This window comes from Baekduia sp., assembly GCF_035996765.1.
Classification (GTDB): domain Bacteria; phylum Actinomycetota; class Thermoleophilia; order Solirubrobacterales; family Solirubrobacteraceae; genus Baekduia.
In genome coordinates this window covers 20,552-39,376 of sequence record NZ_DASYJG010000018.1, presented here as the reverse complement: position 1 = coordinate 39,376, position 18,825 = coordinate 20,552, and the positions used below count along the sequence as shown (strand labels likewise).

14 protein-coding genes are annotated in these 18,825 nt (G+C 70.5%); 13 read left to right on the top strand and 1 reads right to left on the bottom strand.

The genetic code is table 11. The annotated features are described in order from the left end of the window. Nucleotides 1-55 precede the first annotated feature (55 nt). Nucleotides 56-1,003 (bottom strand): HAMP domain-containing sensor histidine kinase, encoded by a 948-nt coding sequence (locus tag VGO10_RS03485; RefSeq protein ID WP_327465191.1) that lies wholly within the window; start codon nucleotides 1,001-1,003, stop codon nucleotides 56-58. Nucleotides 1,004-1,466: 463 nt separating this feature from the next. Between VGO10_RS03485 and VGO10_RS03480 the strand changes: the two genes are divergently transcribed. From VGO10_RS03480 to VGO10_RS03420, 13 genes are all read left to right on the top strand, one after another. Further along, a complete protein-coding gene (locus VGO10_RS03480) occupies nucleotides 1,467-2,165 on the top strand; it encodes a response regulator transcription factor (RefSeq protein WP_327465189.1) in 699 nt (232 codons plus the stop codon). Continuing rightward, complete coding sequence (locus VGO10_RS03475) at nucleotides 2,162-2,881, top strand: HAMP domain-containing sensor histidine kinase (protein WP_327465187.1); 720 nt, start codon at nucleotides 2,162-2,164, stop codon at nucleotides 2,879-2,881. Before VGO10_RS03480 ends, VGO10_RS03475 begins: the two co-directional genes overlap by 4 nt. Further along, entirely contained in the window at nucleotides 2,878-3,276 is a 399-nt protein-coding gene (locus VGO10_RS03470) for a response regulator (protein WP_327465185.1), read from the top strand. Before VGO10_RS03475 ends, VGO10_RS03470 begins: the two co-directional genes overlap by 4 nt. Before the next feature lie 43 nt (nucleotides 3,277-3,319). Next, on the top strand, nucleotides 3,320-4,039 hold the full coding sequence (locus VGO10_RS03465; protein WP_327465183.1) for a response regulator transcription factor: 720 nt from the start codon (nucleotides 3,320-3,322) through the stop codon (nucleotides 4,037-4,039). A gap of 270 nt (nucleotides 4,040-4,309) precedes the next feature. Next, entirely contained in the window at nucleotides 4,310-5,584 is a 1,275-nt protein-coding gene (locus VGO10_RS03460; RefSeq protein ID WP_327465181.1) for a nucleotide sugar dehydrogenase, read from the top strand. Between the two features lie 9 nt (nucleotides 5,585-5,593). Next, nucleotides 5,594-6,223 carry a response regulator transcription factor gene (locus VGO10_RS03455; RefSeq protein WP_327465179.1) on the top strand — a complete coding sequence of 210 codons (630 nt, stop codon included), beginning with the start codon at nucleotides 5,594-5,596 and terminating at the stop codon, nucleotides 6,221-6,223. Then, nucleotides 6,204-7,694, top strand: a complete 1,491-nt coding sequence (locus tag VGO10_RS03450; RefSeq protein ID WP_327465178.1) for a sugar transferase — start codon at nucleotides 6,204-6,206, stop codon at nucleotides 7,692-7,694. The genes VGO10_RS03455 and VGO10_RS03450 overlap by 20 nt, the downstream gene beginning before the upstream one ends. After that, nucleotides 7,694-8,437 carry a glycosyltransferase gene (locus VGO10_RS03445; protein ID WP_327465176.1) on the top strand — a complete coding sequence of 248 codons (744 nt, stop codon included), beginning with the start codon at nucleotides 7,694-7,696 and terminating at the stop codon, nucleotides 8,435-8,437. The genes VGO10_RS03450 and VGO10_RS03445 overlap by 1 nt, the downstream gene beginning before the upstream one ends. Then, nucleotides 8,434-9,768, top strand: coding sequence for an FAD-dependent oxidoreductase (locus tag VGO10_RS03440; protein ID WP_327465174.1), 1,335 nt, complete (start codon nucleotides 8,434-8,436; stop codon nucleotides 9,766-9,768). Before VGO10_RS03445 ends, VGO10_RS03440 begins: the two co-directional genes overlap by 4 nt. 47 nt (nucleotides 9,769-9,815) lie before the next feature. After that, nucleotides 9,816-11,630, top strand: coding sequence for a glycosyltransferase family 39 protein (locus VGO10_RS03435; protein WP_327465172.1), 1,815 nt, complete (start codon nucleotides 9,816-9,818; stop codon nucleotides 11,628-11,630). After that, on the top strand, nucleotides 11,627-12,643 hold the full coding sequence (locus VGO10_RS03430; protein ID WP_327465170.1) for an NAD-dependent epimerase/dehydratase family protein: 1,017 nt from the start codon (nucleotides 11,627-11,629) through the stop codon (nucleotides 12,641-12,643). Before VGO10_RS03435 ends, VGO10_RS03430 begins: the two co-directional genes overlap by 4 nt. A gap of 46 nt (nucleotides 12,644-12,689) precedes the next feature. Next, entirely contained in the window at nucleotides 12,690-17,435 is a 4,746-nt protein-coding gene (locus VGO10_RS03425; protein ID WP_327465168.1) for an Ig-like domain-containing protein, read from the top strand. Next, nucleotides 17,432-18,808 carry a hypothetical protein gene (locus VGO10_RS03420; protein ID WP_327465166.1) on the top strand — a complete coding sequence of 459 codons (1,377 nt, stop codon included), beginning with the start codon at nucleotides 17,432-17,434 and terminating at the stop codon, nucleotides 18,806-18,808. The genes VGO10_RS03425 and VGO10_RS03420 overlap by 4 nt, the downstream gene beginning before the upstream one ends. Nucleotides 18,809-18,825 lie beyond the last annotated feature (17 nt).

Genomic DNA, 18,825 nt, shown 5'->3' with positions numbered 1-18,825 from the left:
CACCGGCTCGGCCCCGGATAACGCCCGAAAGGCGCGGTAATTCCGGCTTCGGCTGCTAGCCGCGGTGCGGCAGGGGGCGGAGCCCGGCGCCTGTACCGGACTCCAGATCGGCGCGCAGCTCCTCGATGATCGCCGTCTGGCGATCGGCGAGCATGAGCGAACGCTGCGGGCCGGGACGCGGCGAGCCGGCGCGCTGGGTGCGCAGGGGCAACTCCACGGTGAAGAGGGCGCCGCCCTCCGGAGCATCGCCGATGGCGACCGCGCCGCCGTGCAATTGGGCGATCTCACTCACGATGGCCAGCCCGAGGCCGGTGCCGCCCGAACCTGGGTCGCGGCGGTAGCGCTTGAAGATGACGTGGCGCTGGTCGGCTGGGACACCCGGGCCATCGTCGGCGACCTGCAGGATCAGCCGCCCAGGAGCGGTGCTCAGCGAACAGCGCACGACACCGCCGTTGGGCGCGTGGCGGATCGCGTTGGCGAGCAGGTTGCTGACGACCGAGACGATCTTCTCCTCGTCGGCGACGGCCGGGAGCCGGGCAGGCACGCCGATGCGGAGATCAAGGTCGCGCTGCGCGGCGATGCTGCTGAAGCCCTCGGCGCAAGTGCGCACGATGGCGGCGACGTCGACGACGGCGGCTTCGAGCTGGAGCTCGACGCTCTCCAGGCGCGACACGAGCATCAGGTCCTGCACGCGGCGCAGCATCGTGTAGGCGTTGGCACGGATGCGCGCGACATCGTCGGCGTCTTCGGGCGCGAGGCGCCCGGCCTCTTCGAGGCGCGTGCAGAGGGCGAGCATGATCGACAGCGGCGACTTCAGCTCGTGGCCGACGTCGGCCAGCTGCTGGCGGCGCTCGTCCTCACCGGAGGAGGAAGCTGTCTCGCCGATCGCGTCGTCGACCACGCTTTGCGCGCGGCTGCGCCACCAGCGCGACGACGTGCGCCGCCGACGCTCGTCGTCCTGCGCGTCGTCGCCCTCCGACTCCACGTCAGCTTCGGTCCTCACGATTCGCTCAATCCCCGTTCCGTACGACGTCGTGTCCTCCGGAAACCTGCTCAACCCATTGAATCGGCAGTCCCGGCCGGCGTATGGGGGAACTTCCTGCCCCACCTGCCGCTGATGACCTCCCTCGCCGGGCCGAATGCAAGTCACCCGCGTGTCGCTTGGCGCCGCCGTAGGTTTCGCTACGCACGGTCCGCCGGCAGGAGAGCCCTAGATCGTGCAACGCCGCGTGGAGCTGGGAGCGCACCGGACGGTCCGTGCTCAGCGGCGCGTGGCCGCGTGGCGGTTCCCTTCAATCCCCAGGGAACCGCCTGCGCGGCCGCAAGCCTCAAGAACCGCCCCGATTGTCCGAATTCCTGCATGGGGGTCAAAAAATACCCCACGCTGCAACCGGCTTTGCTCTTTTCTATGTCGCTCTATAGCGAGAGGCACCGGTTGTGGACGAGACCGGGAAGGGCTCATGGGGATGGAATTCAAGGTAGAAGGGGACGCGCCGCTGCGCGTCATCGTGGCGGACGATGATCCGCTGGCCCGACGCATGCTGCGCGATGTGCTGCAGCTCGCTGGGATCACGGTGATCGCGGAAGCGGGAAGCGGAAGAGAAGCGGTTGAGCTGACGGCGTACTACACGCCCGACGTCGTCGTGATGGATCTGATCATGCCCGGGATGGACGGGCTGGCCGCCATGAGCGAGATTCGGCGCATCGCGCCGGACGTGCGCGTGGTGATCCTCACCTCCAGCGACGACGACGAGGTCGGCCTGATGACGCTGCGCGCGGGCGCCTCCGGGTTCCTGTGCAAGAACGTCGGGATCGACGCCCTGCCGCGGGCGCTGCACTGCGCCAAGAACGGCGAGGCCGTCATCACCCGTCGTCTGACGATGCGGCTGATCGAGGACCTGCGCCTGGTGCGCACCGACAGCGCGGGCCTGCGGCCGATCCGCAGCCAGCTGACGTCGCGCGAGTGGGAGGTCCTCGACCTCCTGTGCCAGGACCTGTCGACCGACGAGATCGCCGACCGCCTGGTGGTGTCGGTCGAGACCGTCCGCTCGCACGTCAAGAACGTCCTGCGCAAGCTCGAGGTGCGCTCTCGTCGTGATGCGGTCGCGGCCGCCTCGCGCCTTCGCGCCGGCATGCTCGAGGACGGGCTTCCGGCAGAGGAATGACCGCCGAGGAGCCTGCGCTCACACCGCAGGACAGCCTCGAGGCGTTCGCCGCTCTGGCGGCACATCAGCTCGGCGAGGCGATCGCGCTCATGCGCGGCGCCGCCGCCGTGCTCGAGCTTCAGCACGGCGGGGCCGGCGCGGGCGCCGGGGAGCAGGATGCGCTGCGTGCGCTGAACGCCGGCGGCGAACGAGCCCAGCGCTACGTCGACGATCTCCTGGATGTGGCGCGCGCGGCCACAGAGCCCGACGGTCCGGCGCCCTCGGCCGATCTCGACCTGGCCTTCGACGCGGCTGCCGCCGAGCTCGAGAGTTTCCTGAGCCGTGTGCCGGTGCACGTCCAGCGCGAGCCGCTGCCGCGCGCCGCGCTGGAGTCACGCGAGGCCCAGCGCCTCTTCCTCCATCTGCTGCGCAGCGCGCTGGCGGCCGGCGCCACGCGCCTGGGCCTCACCGGCCGCACCGCCGGCGACGGGGTCGTGGTCGAGCTCTTCGACAACGGCACCCCCCCAGAAGCCGACTCCGATCCACCCGCTCAGGCGGCCGCAGGCCCGTTCGAGCCGTTCGCCCGCCCCCGCGGGCGCGGCGCGCTCGTCGGCGCCGGCGTGAGCCTCTCGGTCTGCCGCCGGCTCGTCGAGCGTCGCGGCGGGAGCATCGCCATGCAGGTCCGTGCCGACGGTGCGACGATCGTCACCGTGCACCTCCCAGCCGCTGCTCCATGAGCGCGCCGCTGCGCATCCTGCTGGCCGACGATGCCGCCGAGATGCGCGCGCTGCTGCGCTGGGCGCTGCAGCGCCGGCCCGAGGCGGCGATCGAAGAGGTCGTCGTCGTCGGCGAGGCCACAGACGGGCGCGAGGCGCTGGCGATGGTCGCAGAGCTCGAGCCCGATGTCGTCGTGCTCGACCTGCAGATGCCGGGGCCGCCCCCCGGAGAACTGCTGACCGCGATGGCGGGCGCCGCGCCGGGCGTGCCGATCGTCACCTTCTCGGGCTTTGAGCCTGACCTGATCGCGCCGGTCGAGTCGCGGCTGGTGACCCTGCACATCCCCAAGACGACCGATCTCGCGCTCGTGCGCGCGGCGATCGTCGACGTCGCCCGCGGTGCGGGCGGCGCATGACGGCGCTGACAGCGCCCCGCCCACCCGCCATACTGGGCCGATCGTGGCGCGTGGCCGACAGGATGTGACCCAGCCCGCGCGCGTCGTCGTCGTCGACGACGACGAGGGGCTGCGCGCCGAGCTGCGCGCCGCCCTGCAGGAGTCCGGCATGACCGTCATCGCCGAGGCCGACAACGGCCGTGACGCGATCGACCTGGCCGCCCACTTCCGGCCCGACGTGATGATCATGGACATCGTCATGGCCAACATCGACGGCCTGACGGCGACGCGGCAGATCGTGGCGCGCGCGCCGAGCGTCCGGATCCTGCTGCTGACGGCTTCTGATGACGTCGAGCTCGGCATGGTCGGGCTGCGCGCCGGCGCTGCCGGCCACCAGGTCAAGGGCGGGGTGGGTGGGGAGGCGATCTCTCAGATCGTCAGCGCGGTGGCGCGGATGGCAGCGGGGGAGCCCGTCGCCGGGCCCGAGCTGACCTGGCGCCTGATCGAGAGCCTGCGGGCGCTGCCGGTGGGCGGTCAGGGCGTCCGACCGGTGCGCAGCAAGCTCACCCCGCGTGAATGGGAGGTCCTCGACCTGCTCTGCGCGGGCCTCTCCGTCGACCAGATCGCCGACGAGCTCGTGCTCGCGCGCGACACCGTCCGGACCCACGTCAAGCGCCTGCTGCGCAAGCTCGGTGCGCACTCGCAGGCGGAGGCGATCTCGATCGCCAACGGGATCCGGGCCACGTTTGCCGCCACCGAGGGCGACGCGCCCGAAGAGCTCTGAGCGCCGCCCGGCCCGCTCACTGAGCGGCGCCGTGCCAGCAATGGGCTCCCTAGCGCATCGGCTAGTGGGCGTGGGGGAGTGATCTCACCCACGGGGGTGGCGGTCCTGCCCCGCACGTTTGGGGGAACATCACCGTCGGGTTACCCCAGATATCCCCTGCCATCGAACCCCCTCGAGCCGCAAGATCCTGGTCGTAGGGCGAGCGTCGCCAGATCGCAGGAAGCAGGACGGCGGCGAGCGTGGCCCGAGAGCAACGTGGGGTGGAAACGAATGAGCGTTGGGATTGTTGGACTCGGTTACGTGGGGCTCCCACTGGCCGTCAGTTTTGCCGAGGCAGGTGAGCACGTCGTCGGCATCGAGGTAAACGCACGTCGCGTGGCGCAACTGCGCTGCGGCGAGTCATACATCGAGGACGTGCCGTCCGAGCAGCTGCGAGCGGTCGCTGACCGCTTCGAGCCGACGACGCGGATCGCCGCGCTGGCCAAGGTCGACGCGATCATCGTGTGCGTCCCGACGCCGCTGACGCCGAACCGCGAGCCGGACCTCACGCCGCTGGTCGACGCGTGCCAGTCGATCGCCACCGTCTTGCAGGCGGGGCAGCTCGTGGTCCTGGAGTCCACGACCTACCCGGGCACGACCCGCGAGCGGGCGCTGCCGATCCTCGAGGAGTCCGGCCTGCGCGCCGGGGTGGACTTCCACCTGGCCTTCTCGCCCGAGCGCGTCGATCCGGGCCGTACGGACTGGACGCTGAAGACGACGCCCAAGATCGTCGCCGGCCTCACCGAGACCTGCGGCAACGCGGCCGAGGCGCTCTACGCGCTCGTCTGCGACCAGCTGGTGCGCACCTCCGAACTGGAGAGCGCCGAGATGGCCAAGCTGCTGGAGAACATCTTCCGCTCGGTCAACATCGCGTTGATCAACGAGATGGCCGAGCTCGCAGACCGGATGGGCATCGACATCTGGGAGGTCATCGACGCGGCCTCGACCAAGCCCTATGGCTTCATGCGCTTTGAGCCGGGCCCTGGCATGGGCGGCCACTGCCTCCCCGTCGACCCCTTCTACCTCGCCTGGAAGGCGCGCGAGCACGACTTCGCCACCGAGTTCATCGAGCTCGCCGGCAAGGTCAACCAGCACGCGCCCTATCTCGCGGTCGAGAAGGTTGAGCTCAAGCTCAACGACATGGGCATGCCCGTGAAGGGCACCCGCATCGGCATCCTCGGCGTCTCCTACAAGGGCGGCGTCGGCGACATCCGCGAGAGCCCGGCGCTGAAGATCATCAAGCGCCTCGGCGAGCTGGGGGCGGAGATCGCCTACCACGACGAGTACGTGCCCGAGCTGACGCAGTTCGACCTCCAGAGCACCACGCTCGAGCAGGTCGCCGAGTTCGCCGACCTGCTCGTGATCGTCACCGCCCACCCGGGCATCGATCACATCGGGATCGCCGACCAGCACGAGGTCGTCGACCTCCGCGGGGTCACCCGCCGCCAGCGCGTGCAGGCCCGTCCGCCTCAGCGCGTGTCCCTGAAGTCCGTCCAGGCGGCCTGAGGTCACATCATGAAGCGTCTGCTGATCATCGCTGACCATTCGCTGGTCGTCCACGCCATCCGCCTGGCCCTGCGCCAGACCGCCGGCTTCAAGGTCGTCGGCTTCATCGACGGCCGCCAGAGCGCCCAGCCGCATCTGCTGGAGGCGCAGCCCGACATCGTCCTCGTCGACGACATGCACGTCCGCCAGCACGCGCTCGACCGCCTCCGCGAGGTCACCGAGCACGCGCCGAACGCCAAGGCGCTGCTGCTGTCGGGCCAGATGGACGAGGAGTCGCTCGACGAGGTCTTCGAGGCCGGCGCCACCGCCGTCCTCTCCAAGGCCGTGCACCCGGTCGCGCTCGGCACGCTGCTGCGCGAGGTCGTCCAGGAGAACATCGTGCACCGTCCGCGGCGCACGCGGTCGGCCGTGATCGCCGAGGACTGCCCGCTGACGACTCGTGAGCTGGAGATCCTCCGCCTCGCCTCGCAGGGCTACACCAACGGGCGCATCGCCCGTGAGCTTTGGGTGACCGAGCAGACGGTCAAGTTCCATCTGTCAAACACCTACCGCAAGCTCGGGGTCGCCAACCGCACCGAGGCCAGCCGCTACGCGCACCTCCACGATCTGGTGGTGCCGCATGAGCAGCTCGCGTCCTGACGGCGCGACGGTCGCTCTCGCGCCCAAGCGGGCGCGCTCGGCGCGTCCCGAGCGGCAGCTGCCCCCGTTGGAGAACGGGCGGACAGCGCTGCTGGCGCTCACCGATGCCTTCGCGCTGTTCGTCGCGGGGGTAGCGACCTTCACGTTCGCCAATCAGATCGCCGGGCCCGCCATCGTCTCGCCGCAGTGGGCGACGGCGCTGCTCGCCCTCGCCGCGCTGGTCGGCTGGGTCGCGCTCTTTACGATCTACGGCCTCTACGAGCGCCAAAGCTCGACGATCGTCGCTTCGACGTTCGACGAGACCGCGACGATGCTCAACGCGCTGCTGGCCGGCTCGCTGATCATGCTGCTCGCGGGCCAGGCCCTGCAGAAGGTCGCCTCGATCAAGGTCTACTCGCCGTCGGAGGCCGTGCTGTTTTTGACCTTCGCGCTGGCGCTCGTGCCCGCCGCGCGCTGGACGCTGCGCAACCGCTTCTTGTACGGCTTCGTCCGGGCACGCCGCACGCTGATCGTCGGCGCCGGAGCGACCGGCCGCCTGATCGAGTCCAAGATCGCCGCGCATCCCGATTACAACCTGGAGGTCGTCGGCTTCCTCGATGATTCGGCAGCCGGCAACGGCGCCGACGTCCTCGGCTCGGCCGCTGACCTCACGCGCGTCATCGACGAGCACGAGATCGACTGGGTCGTCCTCGCGGGCGCCGACAGCGCGCACCACTACGAGGAGACGCTCGAGATGGTCCGGCGCGTCCGCCGCCCGGACGTCCACCTCTCGATCGTCCCGACCTACTTCGAGCTCTTCGCGTCCAACGCGACGATCGAGGACCTCCAGGGCATCCCGGTGGTCAGCCTGCCGCCGATGCGCCTGTCGCGCAGCGCGCGGATCCTCAAGCGCTCCTTCGACCTGACTGCATCGCTGCTCGGCCTGCTGGCCGTCAGCCCGGTGCTGCTCGTCGCGGCGATCGCGATCAAGCTCGACAGCCGCGGCCCCGTCTTCTTCCGCCAGGTCCGCAACGGCCGCGGGGGCAAGGCCTTCAAGATCATCAAGTTCCGCTCGATGGTCGACGGTGCGGAGGGCCAGCGCTTCGAGCTGGCCCACCTCAACCAGATGGACGGGCCGCTCTTCAAGATCCAGGCCGACCCGCGCATCACGCGCACCGGCGCGTTGCTGCGCAAGTGGCGCATCGACGAGCTTCCGCAGCTGTGGAACGTCGTGCGCGGTGAGATGAGCCTGGTGGGTCCGCGCCCGTTCGTGGTGCACGAGGCCGACAAGATCACTGGCTGGGCGGGACGCCGGCTGGAGTCGCTGCCCGGGATCACCGGCCTTTGGCAGGTGCTGGGCGGCAACGACCTCTCCTTCGAGGAGATGGTGAAGCTCGACTACGTGTACACGACCAACTGGTCGCTCTGGTGGGACATCAAGATCCTGTTCCAGACGCTGCCCGTGGTCCTCGGCCGACGGGGTGCTTACTGATGCAGGTCTTCGTGATCCCGGCGTTCAACGAGGAGGAGAACCTCCCGCGCCTGCTGCACGATCTTGAAGAGCGTCCGATGCTGTGGTCAGGCGGGCACGTGATCGTCGTCGACGACGGCTCCAGCGATGGCACCGTCGCCGTGGCTCAGGCCTACGACGGCCCCGTGCCGCTGATCCTCGTCCGCCAGATCCGCAACCAGGGCGCCGGGCGCGCGTTCGACCGCGGCTTCCGCTTCGCACTGGAGCTGTGTGACGACGACGACCTGATCGTCACGCTGGAGTCCGATACCACCAGCGACCTCGACGCGCTCGAGGCGATGCTGGCGGAGGCCCGCAGCGGCGCAGACGTCGTCCTGGCCTCGGTGCACGCCGCCGGCGGCGAGATGGTCGGCGCGGGCAAGTTCCGCGAGTCGCTCTCGCGCGCCGCCTCGACGGCGGTCCGCGTGACCGCCGGCATCGACGCCAGCACCGTCTCCTCGTTCTTCCGCGTCTACCGCGCAGGGATGCTGCGCACCGCCTACGAGCGCCACGGCAGCGCCTTCATCCGCGAGGGCGGCTTCGCCTGCAAGGCCGAGATCCTCGGCAAGCTGTCGCGCATGGACGCCGGCATCGTCGAGGTGCCCGTGGACCTCGACGCCTCGCGACGCATCGGCGAGTCCAAGCTGAAGGTCCTGCCGACGATGGCGGGCTACACGCGCCTGATGGCACGCCAGGTGGCGACCCGGATGCGAGCAAGCGCATGACGCGCCCCAGCGTCGGCATCATCGGCGGCGGCCTGCTCGGCCTCACGACCGCCTACCGCCTGGCCCAGGCCGGCATCGCCGTCTCGGTCTACGAGCGTGACGGCCAGCTCGGCGGCCTCGCGGGCACGGCCGATCTGGGCGGGATCCCGGTCGACCGCTACTACCACGTCGTGCTGCCGACCGATGAGCGCGTCCGCTCGCTCGCGGCCGAGGTCGGCATCGGCGAGGACCGGTTCCGCTTCCGGACGACGCGCGTCGGCTTCTACCAGCAGGGCCAGCTCACGTCGATGTCCTCGCCGCGCGAGCTGCTGACCTTCCCGGGCCTGAGCCCGATCGACCGCGTGCGCCTCGGCGCCTTCGCGGCGCGCTGCCAGCTCAAGAGCGACAACTCCGACCTCGAGTCGCTGTCGCTGGAGACGTGGCTGCGCAAGATCTGCGGCGATCGCCTTTGGGAGCGCCTGTGGCGCCCACTGCTGGACTCCAAGTTCGACGGCCAGTACGACGACCTGCCCGCGACCTACCTGTGGGCGCGCACGCGCCGCATGTCGGCCACGCGCGACAAGGCCGCTCGCGAGGTCATGGGGACCATCGACGGCGGCTACCAGGTGCTCGTCGACGCGCTGGCGCGCGAGATCCGCGCGCTCGGCGGCGAGGTCTCGCTCAACACCGATGTGCAGTCGGTGCCGGCCGCCGGCGGTCGCGCCCTGGGCGTCGTCATCGACGGCACGCTGCGCCCCCACGACTACGTCGTCACGACGCAGCTGCGCCCCGGGCTGCAGGGCCTGCTGGCCCCGGAGCTCGAGCGCACGCTCGGCGCCGATCCCAACCGCTACCTCGGCGTCGTCTGCGTCGTCGCGCGCCTGAGCAAGTCGATCAGCCCGTACTACGCGCTGAACATCACCGACCGCCGGATCCCGCTGACCACCGTCGTCGAGACGACGCACGTCATCGATCCCGAGCGCGCCGGCGGCACGCTGCTCTACGTCCCGAAGTACGTCACGCCTGACAATCCGGATCTCGACCGCCCCGCGGCCGACGTCAAGCGCGAGTACCTCGATCACGTGCGCACGATGTTCCCGGCCCTGCAGCCGTCAGACATCCTCGCCTCGCAGCTCGCACGCGCTCGTGTCGCCGAGCCGATCCACACGGTCGGCGCCGTGCGGCCGACCGCTGAGAGCCTCTTCCCGGCGCCTGGTCTGGCCACGGCGTCCTCGGCACACATCTACCCCGAGCTGGTCAACGGCCAGGCGGTGCTCGGCGTCGCCCAGACGCTCATCGCCGGTCTGCTCGAGCGTGTCGGCTCCGAACAGCGCGAGGAGCAGGCGGCGTGAGCGCGCAGGCGCCACCCAGGCCCATGCCTCGTGCAGCTGCCCCCACCGTGACGCGCGAGCGCGCGGTCGCCCTCACTTCCGAGCGCGTGGCGATCGCCGTCGTCGCGTTCGTCGGGCTGGCTCTGCTGGTCCTGACCTGGAACCGCTGGGGCGACCTGACGATGGACACGGGCTATGACCTCGTGGCCGCCGGCAAGGTTTCCCATGCCCACGCGCCTTACGTCGACTACGACTACTACTACGGCCCGCTCGGCATCTTCATGCTGGGCGCGCTGTACGAGGTGTTCGGGATCGCAGTGTGGCCGTCGGTGGCCCTCGGGCTCCTGCTGGCCGTCGCTGGCATCACGCTCGGCTACGTGCTGGCGCGCCGGTTCGTCGAGCCCGCCGCGGCCGCCGTCGTCGGCGTCTGCTGCGCGGTGCCGGCGTTCTCCTCGGCCAACATCTCCTGGGTCCAGCCGCACACGCTGGGCGCGCCGCTCGGCGTCTTGGCCTGCGTGGCCGCCGTCCTCTGCGCGGCGCGCTTCGCGCAGACCGCCGGGGCGCGCTGGCTGGTGGCGACCGGTGCGGCCATCGGTGCCGCCACGCTGACCCGCCCCGAGGCCGTCGGCACCGCGGTGCTGGCGATCGGCGGCTGGCTGGTCGTGCGCTTCGTGCTGGCGAGCGATCGCCGCGCGGTGCTGCGCGAGGCCGCGACCATCGCCGGCGTGGCGCTGGTGATTCCGGTCGTGGTCTACGGCGCGTTTTTGGCCGGCGGCAGCCTCAGCCTCAACGCGCTGATCCACAACAACATCTTCCCGCGCGGTCTGCTCGACAAGTCCGTCTCGACGGTCTACGCCGATCTGGCGCCGCGCACGGCCAGCAGCTTCGCCGCGCTGATCGGCAAGACACTGCTCTACGCCGCCGGCGTGGGCGCGATGATCGTGGTCGCGCGCATCATCGACCTCGGTGGTCGTCGCCGCACGATCGCGCTCGCGGTGCTGGGGACCGGCGTCGTCCTGTTCCTCGCCGTGCTCGTCGCACGGCCCGACACGGTGCGCTTCTATCTCAAGGCCGCCTTCGCGTGGATGCCCGCCGGCGCGGCGATCGCTGCCGCCGTCCTGACCGTCGCTGCGCTGCGCGGTCGCCGCGACGCGCGCGGTTGGGCGCCGCAGGCGCAGCTCGAGCTGCTGCTCGCGCTCGCGCTCGTCGGCTTCTCCTACAGCTTGTACGCCAAGTTCTGGCCGATCCCGAGCAAGACGTTTGCCGAGAGCTCGTCCTACGCGATGCCGTTCATCGCGACGTTCCTGGTGTGGCTGCACGTCTCCGTGCTCCCGCGCCGGTTCTCCGGCAACGCCGCGACGCTCCGCGCCGTGGGCCTCGGCTGGGTTGCGATGGTCGCGGCCGCGCTGGTCGTCATCCAGGTCTCCGATGCGCGCGAGGAGAGCTACACCGTCCACGGTCCCGGCGGCAGCATCCGCGCCACCGCGACCGACGGCCCGGTCTATCAGCAGGCGATCAACATCATCGAGCGCAACACGGCCCGTTCGGAGCCGATCCTGCTGGCCCCGCAGATGACGGCGTTGTACATCATGTCGCGCCGCGACGATGTGCTGCCGGCGCTCTCGCTGCTGCCCGGCGCGCTGCAGACGCCGGCCGACGAGGACCGTGCGATCCGCCAGCTCGAGCACCAGGACCTGCGCCTGGCGATCATCGATCGCAACCCCCTTCCCCGCTACGAAAGCGGTGCCTTCGGCACCGGCTATGACCGCCGCATCGGCGCGTGGCTGCGCAAGAACTTCACGCACATCTCGACCCTCCGCGGCGCTGCCGACGGGTCGAGCGACCCTCGTACTCTCGACGTCTGGCTTAGGAGGACGCTATGACCAACCCCGCCACGGTGGGCATTACGGGTGTGGCCGGTTTCATCGGATCGCACCTCGCTGAGCGACTGCTCGCAGAAGGCCGTTCGGTCGTCGGCATCGACGACTTCTCGCACGGCTCGCCGAGCAACATGGACACGTTCCGTGACCACCCGAACTTCACGTTCCTGGAGCTGGACTGCCGTGACGCCCTGCGCGTCCGCCGCACGTTCGGTGACTGCGATGCGCTCGTGCACCTCGCGGCCGAGAAGATCCCGAGGTACGGCGGAGCGCTCAAGACGCTGCAGGCCAACGTCGCCGGCGCCGAGTCGCTCTACGAGGCCGCGCTGGCCCTCGACATCCCGGTCCTGGTCGCCTCGACCTCCGATGTCTACGGCAACGCGACGCCGCCCTTCGCTGAGGACGCCAACCTGACGCTGGGTCCGCCCACCACACGGCGCTGGGCGTACGCGACCTCCAAGCTCTACGACGAGCACGTCGCCCTTGCGATGGCCGCCGAGCAGGGCCTGAAGGTCAAGATCATGCGCTTCTTCGGCTCCTACGGCCCGCGCAACAACCCGTCGTGGTGGGGTGGCCCGCAGGCCGCCTTCTTCGAGATCCTGCTCGACGGCAAGCTGATGGAGATCCACGGCGACGGACGGCAGATCCGCACGTTCACCTACGTCTCCGACACGGTCGACGGCGTGGTCCGCACGCTGGACTGCGATGAGGCCGAGGGCGAGATCCTCAACATCGGCGGCGAGGAGCCGACGACGATCTACCGGCTCGCCCACGAGTGCCAGGCGGCGCTCGGCATGACGGGCCCGCTGCGCGCGACGATGGTCCCTTACGAGGCCATCGGCGGCAAGTACCAGGACGTCCGCGTCCGCATCCCCGACACGACCAAGGCCGCGCGCATGCTCGGCTTCCGCGCAACCGTGGGCCTCGCCGAGGGCCTGGCCGTCACCGCTGACTGGCACCGCGCTCGTCGCGACGCGCTCGAGACCGCTGGTCTCGACGTGGCCAGCGTGGCCTAGCAGTACCAGCGCACTCCGAACCCGATTGACCGAGAAGGCGAACCTTATGAAGCGCTACCTGACGATCCTTTTGGCCGCGGCCGCGGCAGCAGTGGTCTTTGCACCAACGCTGGCGCACCCCGCGCTGACGGCACCTACGGGTGTCACGGCCTTCGCTCAGGATGGCTCTGTCACCATCGCCTGGCAGCCGGTCTCCGGTGCCACGGGCTATCGGGTCTATCGCGGCACGTCGGCGGGCTCCATCACCACGTTGGTGGGCTCGCCGACCAGCGCGAGCTACACCGACACCGCGACCAACAACACGACGTACTACTACGCCGTGACCACCATGGGCGGCGGTGAGTCGGTCAAGTCCTCATCGGCCCAGGCCAAGCCGACCGCGCGCAGCTGCTCGACGGGCAACGCCGTCGTGGTGGAGAACTGTTACCCCGGCTCGACCGGGTGGAAGCTGACAAACGCCGGCCGCGCCTACGACAACGGCATCGAGGGCTTCGCGACCGCGACCAGCATCAACCAGGGCGGCAGCGTCGACCTCAAGGTCAACACGGGTCCCAGCGGTGACAACGTCCCGTACCACATCGACATCTACCGGATGGGTTGGTACGGCGGCAGCCACGGGCGCCTGGTCTCCTCGCTGCCCGGCCTCAAGGGCGTCGCACAGGACTCCTGCCAGGACGGCAGCGGCAACACCGGCCTGCTCGACTGCTCCAACTGGGACACCACGTCGAAGATCACGACGACGACCGCGTGGCCCAGCGGCGTGTACTGGCTGCGCCTCGTGCGCGATGACAACGGCGCCGACAACTCGATCTTGCTCGTCGTGCGCAAGGACGGCAGCACCTCGCAGGTCGTCTACGGCCTTCCCACGTCGACCTACCAGGCCTACAACAACTACGGCGGCAAGTCGCTCTACACCTGGAACAGCTCCGGCGACCCGACGGTCTCGGGCACGGCGCGTGCGGTCAAGGTGTCCTACGACCGCCCGTACACCGAGAGCTACAACGGCCAGGACGACTTCTTCCCCTTCGCCGACATGCCCAACGTGGGCTTCCTCGAGCGTCAGGGCTACGACGTCACCTACATCACGAGCACCGACATGCACACGTCGGGCTCCCAGCTCAACAACCACAAGGCCTACATCTCGCCGGCCCACGACGAGTACTTCTCGACCGAGATGCGCACCGCGGTGACCAACGCACGTACCGCGGGCACGGGCATCTTCTTCCTCGGCTCCAACCAGGTCTACTGGAAGATCCGCTACGAGGCCAGCCCGTTCTCCAGCACCGCCAACCGCGTCGAAGTGGGCTACAAGACCACCGAGAGCGGCGCGACCGACCCGGTCTCTCCGACCGGCACGTGGCGTGACCCGGCGGGTGCCAACCAGCCCGAGAATGCGCTGGTGGGCAACGCGTACGTCGGCGATGACGACAGCCACGTCTGGGGCCTGACGGTCACCGCCGCGCAGGGCAAGACGCGCGTCTGGCGCCACACCGCGCTGGCCAACCAGGCCGCCGGCACGTCGACCGACGTCGGCACCGGGCTCGTCGGCTGGGAGTGGAACGACCGCGTCAGCAACGGCTCAGAGCCGGCGGGGACGACGTCCTTCTTCTCGACGGCGACGACCGGTGAGATCCTGCAATCCGACGGCCACACCTACGCGCCCGGCGCGCCGGGCAAGTCGACGGGCACCTACTACAAGGCCGCCAGCGGCGCTTGGGTCGTCTCCACGGGCACCAACTACTGGAGCCGCGGCCTCGACGTCAACGACGCCGGGACCGGTGAGCCGCGCCTCGACGTTCAGCAGGCGACGACCAACATCCTGTCCGACATGGGCTCGACGCCGACGACGCCGATCTCCGGCATCGTCGCCGACACGACCGGCGCGCCGACGCTGAGCGCCTCGACCCCGACCGCGGGCGCCACCGGCGTTGCGCCGTCGGCCAACATCACCGCGACGATGAGCAAGTCGCTCGATCCGTCGACGGTGACGACCACCAACGTCACGGTGACGCCCACCGCGGGCGGCGCGGCGCTGGCCGCAACCGTCAGCTACGACGACGCCACCCAGAAGATCACGCTCGACCCGACCGGCCAGCTCGACCCCTTCACGGCCTACACGGTCAAGATCAAGGGCGGCAGCACCGGCGTCGCGAGCTGGACCACCCCGGTGGCCGCCGACATCACGTGGACGTTCACCTCGGGCAGCGGTACCCCGCCGACCGTGTTGAGCACCACGCCTGACGCGGGCGCCTCGAGCGTCTCGATCGACGGCAACGTCACGGCGACCTTCGATCGCAGCATGGACGCGACGACCCTGACGGGCACGACGGTCAACCTGCGCTCGGCCGCCGGCACCGCGGTACCGGCGAGCGTGTCCTACAACGCGAGCACCCGGGTCGTGACGCTTGATCCGACCGCGGCGCTGGACCCGACCACGCAGTACGTGGCGACGGTCACCTCGGGCGCGAAGGCCACCGACGGCACGGCGCTTGCCGCTGACGTCTCCTGGACCTTCACGACCGCGACGGCGCTGACGCTGACCACCCGCACGCCGGCGCCGCTGGCGACGGGGATCTCGCCGGGCACACAGGTGCGCGCCGTCTTCTCCACGGCGGTCGACGCCTCAACGCTGACGAGCTCCAGCTTCAAGCTGACCAACAGCGGCGGCACGCAGATCGCGGCGACGATCGGCTACGACGCGACGACGACGGCAGCGACGCTGACGCCGAACGCCGCGCTGGCCCTCGGGACCACCTACACCGTCACGGTGTCGACCGCGGTCACCGCGACCGACGGCACGCACCCGGCGGCAGCCATCAGCTGGACGTTCACGACCGCGGCGACCGCTCCGACGGCGCCGACCGTGACCTCCCTGGACCCGGCGGCCTCGGCCACCGGGGTGGCGCTCGACGCGAGCCTGGCGGCGACCTATGACCGCGCGCTCGATCCGAGCACGGTCACCGGTTCGAGCGTCCTGCTCCGTGACAACCTCAACGCGACGGTCGCCGCGACCGTGTCCTACGACGCGGGCGCCAAGACGATCCGCCTGACGCCGCTGGCCAACCTGGCCGCCGGCAAGGTCTACACCGGCCAACTGACCACGGCGATCCGTGCTGCCGACGGCACGCCGATGGCCGCGGCGGTCTCGTGGACCTTCACGACCGCCGACTGCCCGTGCTCGCTGATGGGCTCGACGGTGCCGACGTCCACCAACAACGACGTCCGCGACGGTCGCGGCGGCACCGGGCCGTGGACCTATGAGATGGGCACCAAGGTGACGCCGTCGGTGAACACCTCGCTCGTCGCGGTTCGCTACTACAAGGATCCGGGCGAGACCGGCACGCACATCGGTCGCGTCTGGAACGCGAGCGGCACGCAGCTGGCCCAGGTCACCTACGACAACGAGAGCGCCTCGGGTTGGCAGCGTCAGGCGCTGACCAACGCGATCACGCTGACGGCGGGCCAGACCTACACGATCTCGGTCGGCCTCAACACAAAGTACGTGCTGACGACGAGCGGCCTCGCCACCCCGGTCACCGCCGGTCCGTGGAGCAGCGTCGCCGGTTCCAACGGCGTCTACGCCGCCACGGCTGGGACGTTCCCGACGTCGAGCTGGAACAACAGCAACTACTTCGTCGACGGCGTCGTCAAGACGCCGGGCTCCAACCGCACGCCGCAGGTCACGACGCGCACGCCGGCCTCCGGGGCGACGAACGTCGACCAGGCGACCACGGTCACGGCGACGTTCTCGACCGCGATGGACGCGGCAACGGTCAGCTCCTCGACGGTCAAGCTGGCGACCGCCGGCGGCACCGCGGTGCCGGCGACGGTGACCTACAGCAGCGCGACGCGCACGGCGACGCTGACGCCGAGCTCACTGCTCGATCCGTCGGCGTCCTACACGGCGACGCTGACGACCGGGCTGCGCTCCGACGACGAGACGGCACTGCCGGCCGCGGTCAGCTGGTCCTTCTCGACCACGAGCAACGCACGGCCGACGGTCTCGAGCACGGTGCCGGTCTCCGGCGCCACCGGCGTCGGGACCACGCAGCCGGTCAAGGCGGTGTTCTCGGTCGCGGTCGATCCGACCACGGTCACGGGCTCGTCGTTCACCCTCACGGGTCCCGGCGGGAGCTCGGTGCCGGCAACGGTCTCCTACGACGCGCCGACGAAGACCGCGACGCTGACGCCGACCGCGGCGCTCTCGGGCACCACGGCCTACACGGCGACGCTGAGCACCGCGATCACCGGAACCAACGGCCAGACGCTGCTCTCGCCGGTCACGTGGTCGTTCACCACGTCGGCCTGCCCGTGCATGACGATGGCCTCGCTGACGCCGGCGGTGACCAACCTCGACGTCCGCGACGGTCGCGGCGGCACGGGTCCCTGGACCTACGAGATGGGCACCAAGATCCAGGTCGTCTCGGCGGCGTCGCTGAACGCGATCCGGTTCTACAAGGATCCGGGCGAGACGGGCACCCACGTCGGAACGCTGTGGGATGCCAACGGCGGCGTCGTCGCCCAGGTGACGTTCACCGGTGAGAGCGCCTCCGGCTGGCAGCAGCAGGCGCTGAGCTCACCCGTGGCGCTGTCGCCGAACGCGACCTATGTCGTCTCGGTTGGCTTCAACACCAAGTTCACGATGACCTCCGGTGGCCTGGCCAACATCCTCTCCAGCGGACCGCTGCAGACGATCGCGGGCGGCAACGGGGTGTACGGCAACTCGGCCGGGACGTTCCCGACCGGCTCCTACGCGTCGAGCAACTACTTCGTCGACGCTGTGGTGCAGTGAGCGCCGCAACCCTCACCGAGATCGATCCCGCCCCCGAGGCCGTCGCGAACATCGCGGCGGTCGAGGAGGCGGCGGCGAGCCGCGCGCCGGGCGCCCTGCTGATGTCGGCGGGGACGGTGGGCTCCGGCCTACTGGCCTACGCGTTCAACGCGGTCGCCGCACGGACGCTGGGCCCTGACGCCTACGGGCCGATCGCGGTCCTCTGGGCGGCGATGTTCCTCGTCGCGGTCGTGCTCTTCCGTCCCGTCGAGCAGACGCTGTCGCGTGCGGTCGCCGAGCGCACCGCGGTGGGACAGGACGCCCGACCGGTCGTCCGGCCCGTCGCGGCGCTGGCGGTCGCCACGGCGCTGGCGGCGATCGCCGCCTGTGCGGTGGCGTGGGGTGCGATCACCGATCGGCTCTTCGACGGCCAGTCGATGCTCACCGCGATGCTCGTTGTCGGCATCGCCGGCTACGGCGCGTCGTACTTCGTCCGCGGGCTCGTCGGCGGCCGGCGCTGGTACGCCGGCTACGGCGTGCTGCTGCTCGCCGACGGCGGCGTGCGGCTGGCGCTCGTGCTGCCGCTGTACGTGTGGGCGTCGAGCTCGCTGGCGGCGGCAGCGCTGGCAGCCGCGGCGATCGCCGGTGCGGTCGCACCGCTCGTGCTGCGCGGACGCACGACGATCACCCACCTCTCGGGCACGGAGGCCGGCGCCCCGTTCCGGCTGGGAAGCGCCGCGGGCTTCGCAGCGTCGACCATGGTGCTCGCGGCGGGCGACCAGATCCTGCTCAGCGGCGGTCCGGTCCTCGTCATGCTCCACGGGGGCGAGAACGCCAGCAAGGCGGCGGGCCTCGTGTTCGCCGCGACGATGCTCGTGCGCGCGCCCGCCTATCTCTTCCAGGGCGTGGCCGCCGCGCTGCTGCCCAACCTCACGACGATGCTCGCCCAGGACGACGAGCACGGCTTCCGCCGCGCGGTCGCGCGCACCGTCGCGATCCTCGCGGCGTTCGCCGGCCTGATGGTGCTCGGCGCCTTCGCGGTCGGCCCGACCGTGATGGGCATCCTCTACGGCGACGGCTTCGACGCCGGGCGCACCGAGCTGGCGCTGTTGGCCGCGGGCGCGGGCGGCTACCTCGTCGCCGCGACGCTCTCCCAGGCCGCGCTGGCGCGCGACGAGGCCGTCGGCGCCGCCGCGATCTGGGCGGCCTCGGCCGCGATCTTCGTCATCCTCGAGCTCACGCTCTCCGGCGACGCGCTGATGCGCGTGGCGCTGGCGTTCTGCGTGGCGACGCTCTGCAACGCCGCGGCGTTCTGGGCGCTCTCGTTCGTCCGCCGCACCGGAGCACGGACCGCTCCGAACCTGCGCCTTGCGGCCGCAGATGCCGATCAGTGACCATGGAACAAGGACAG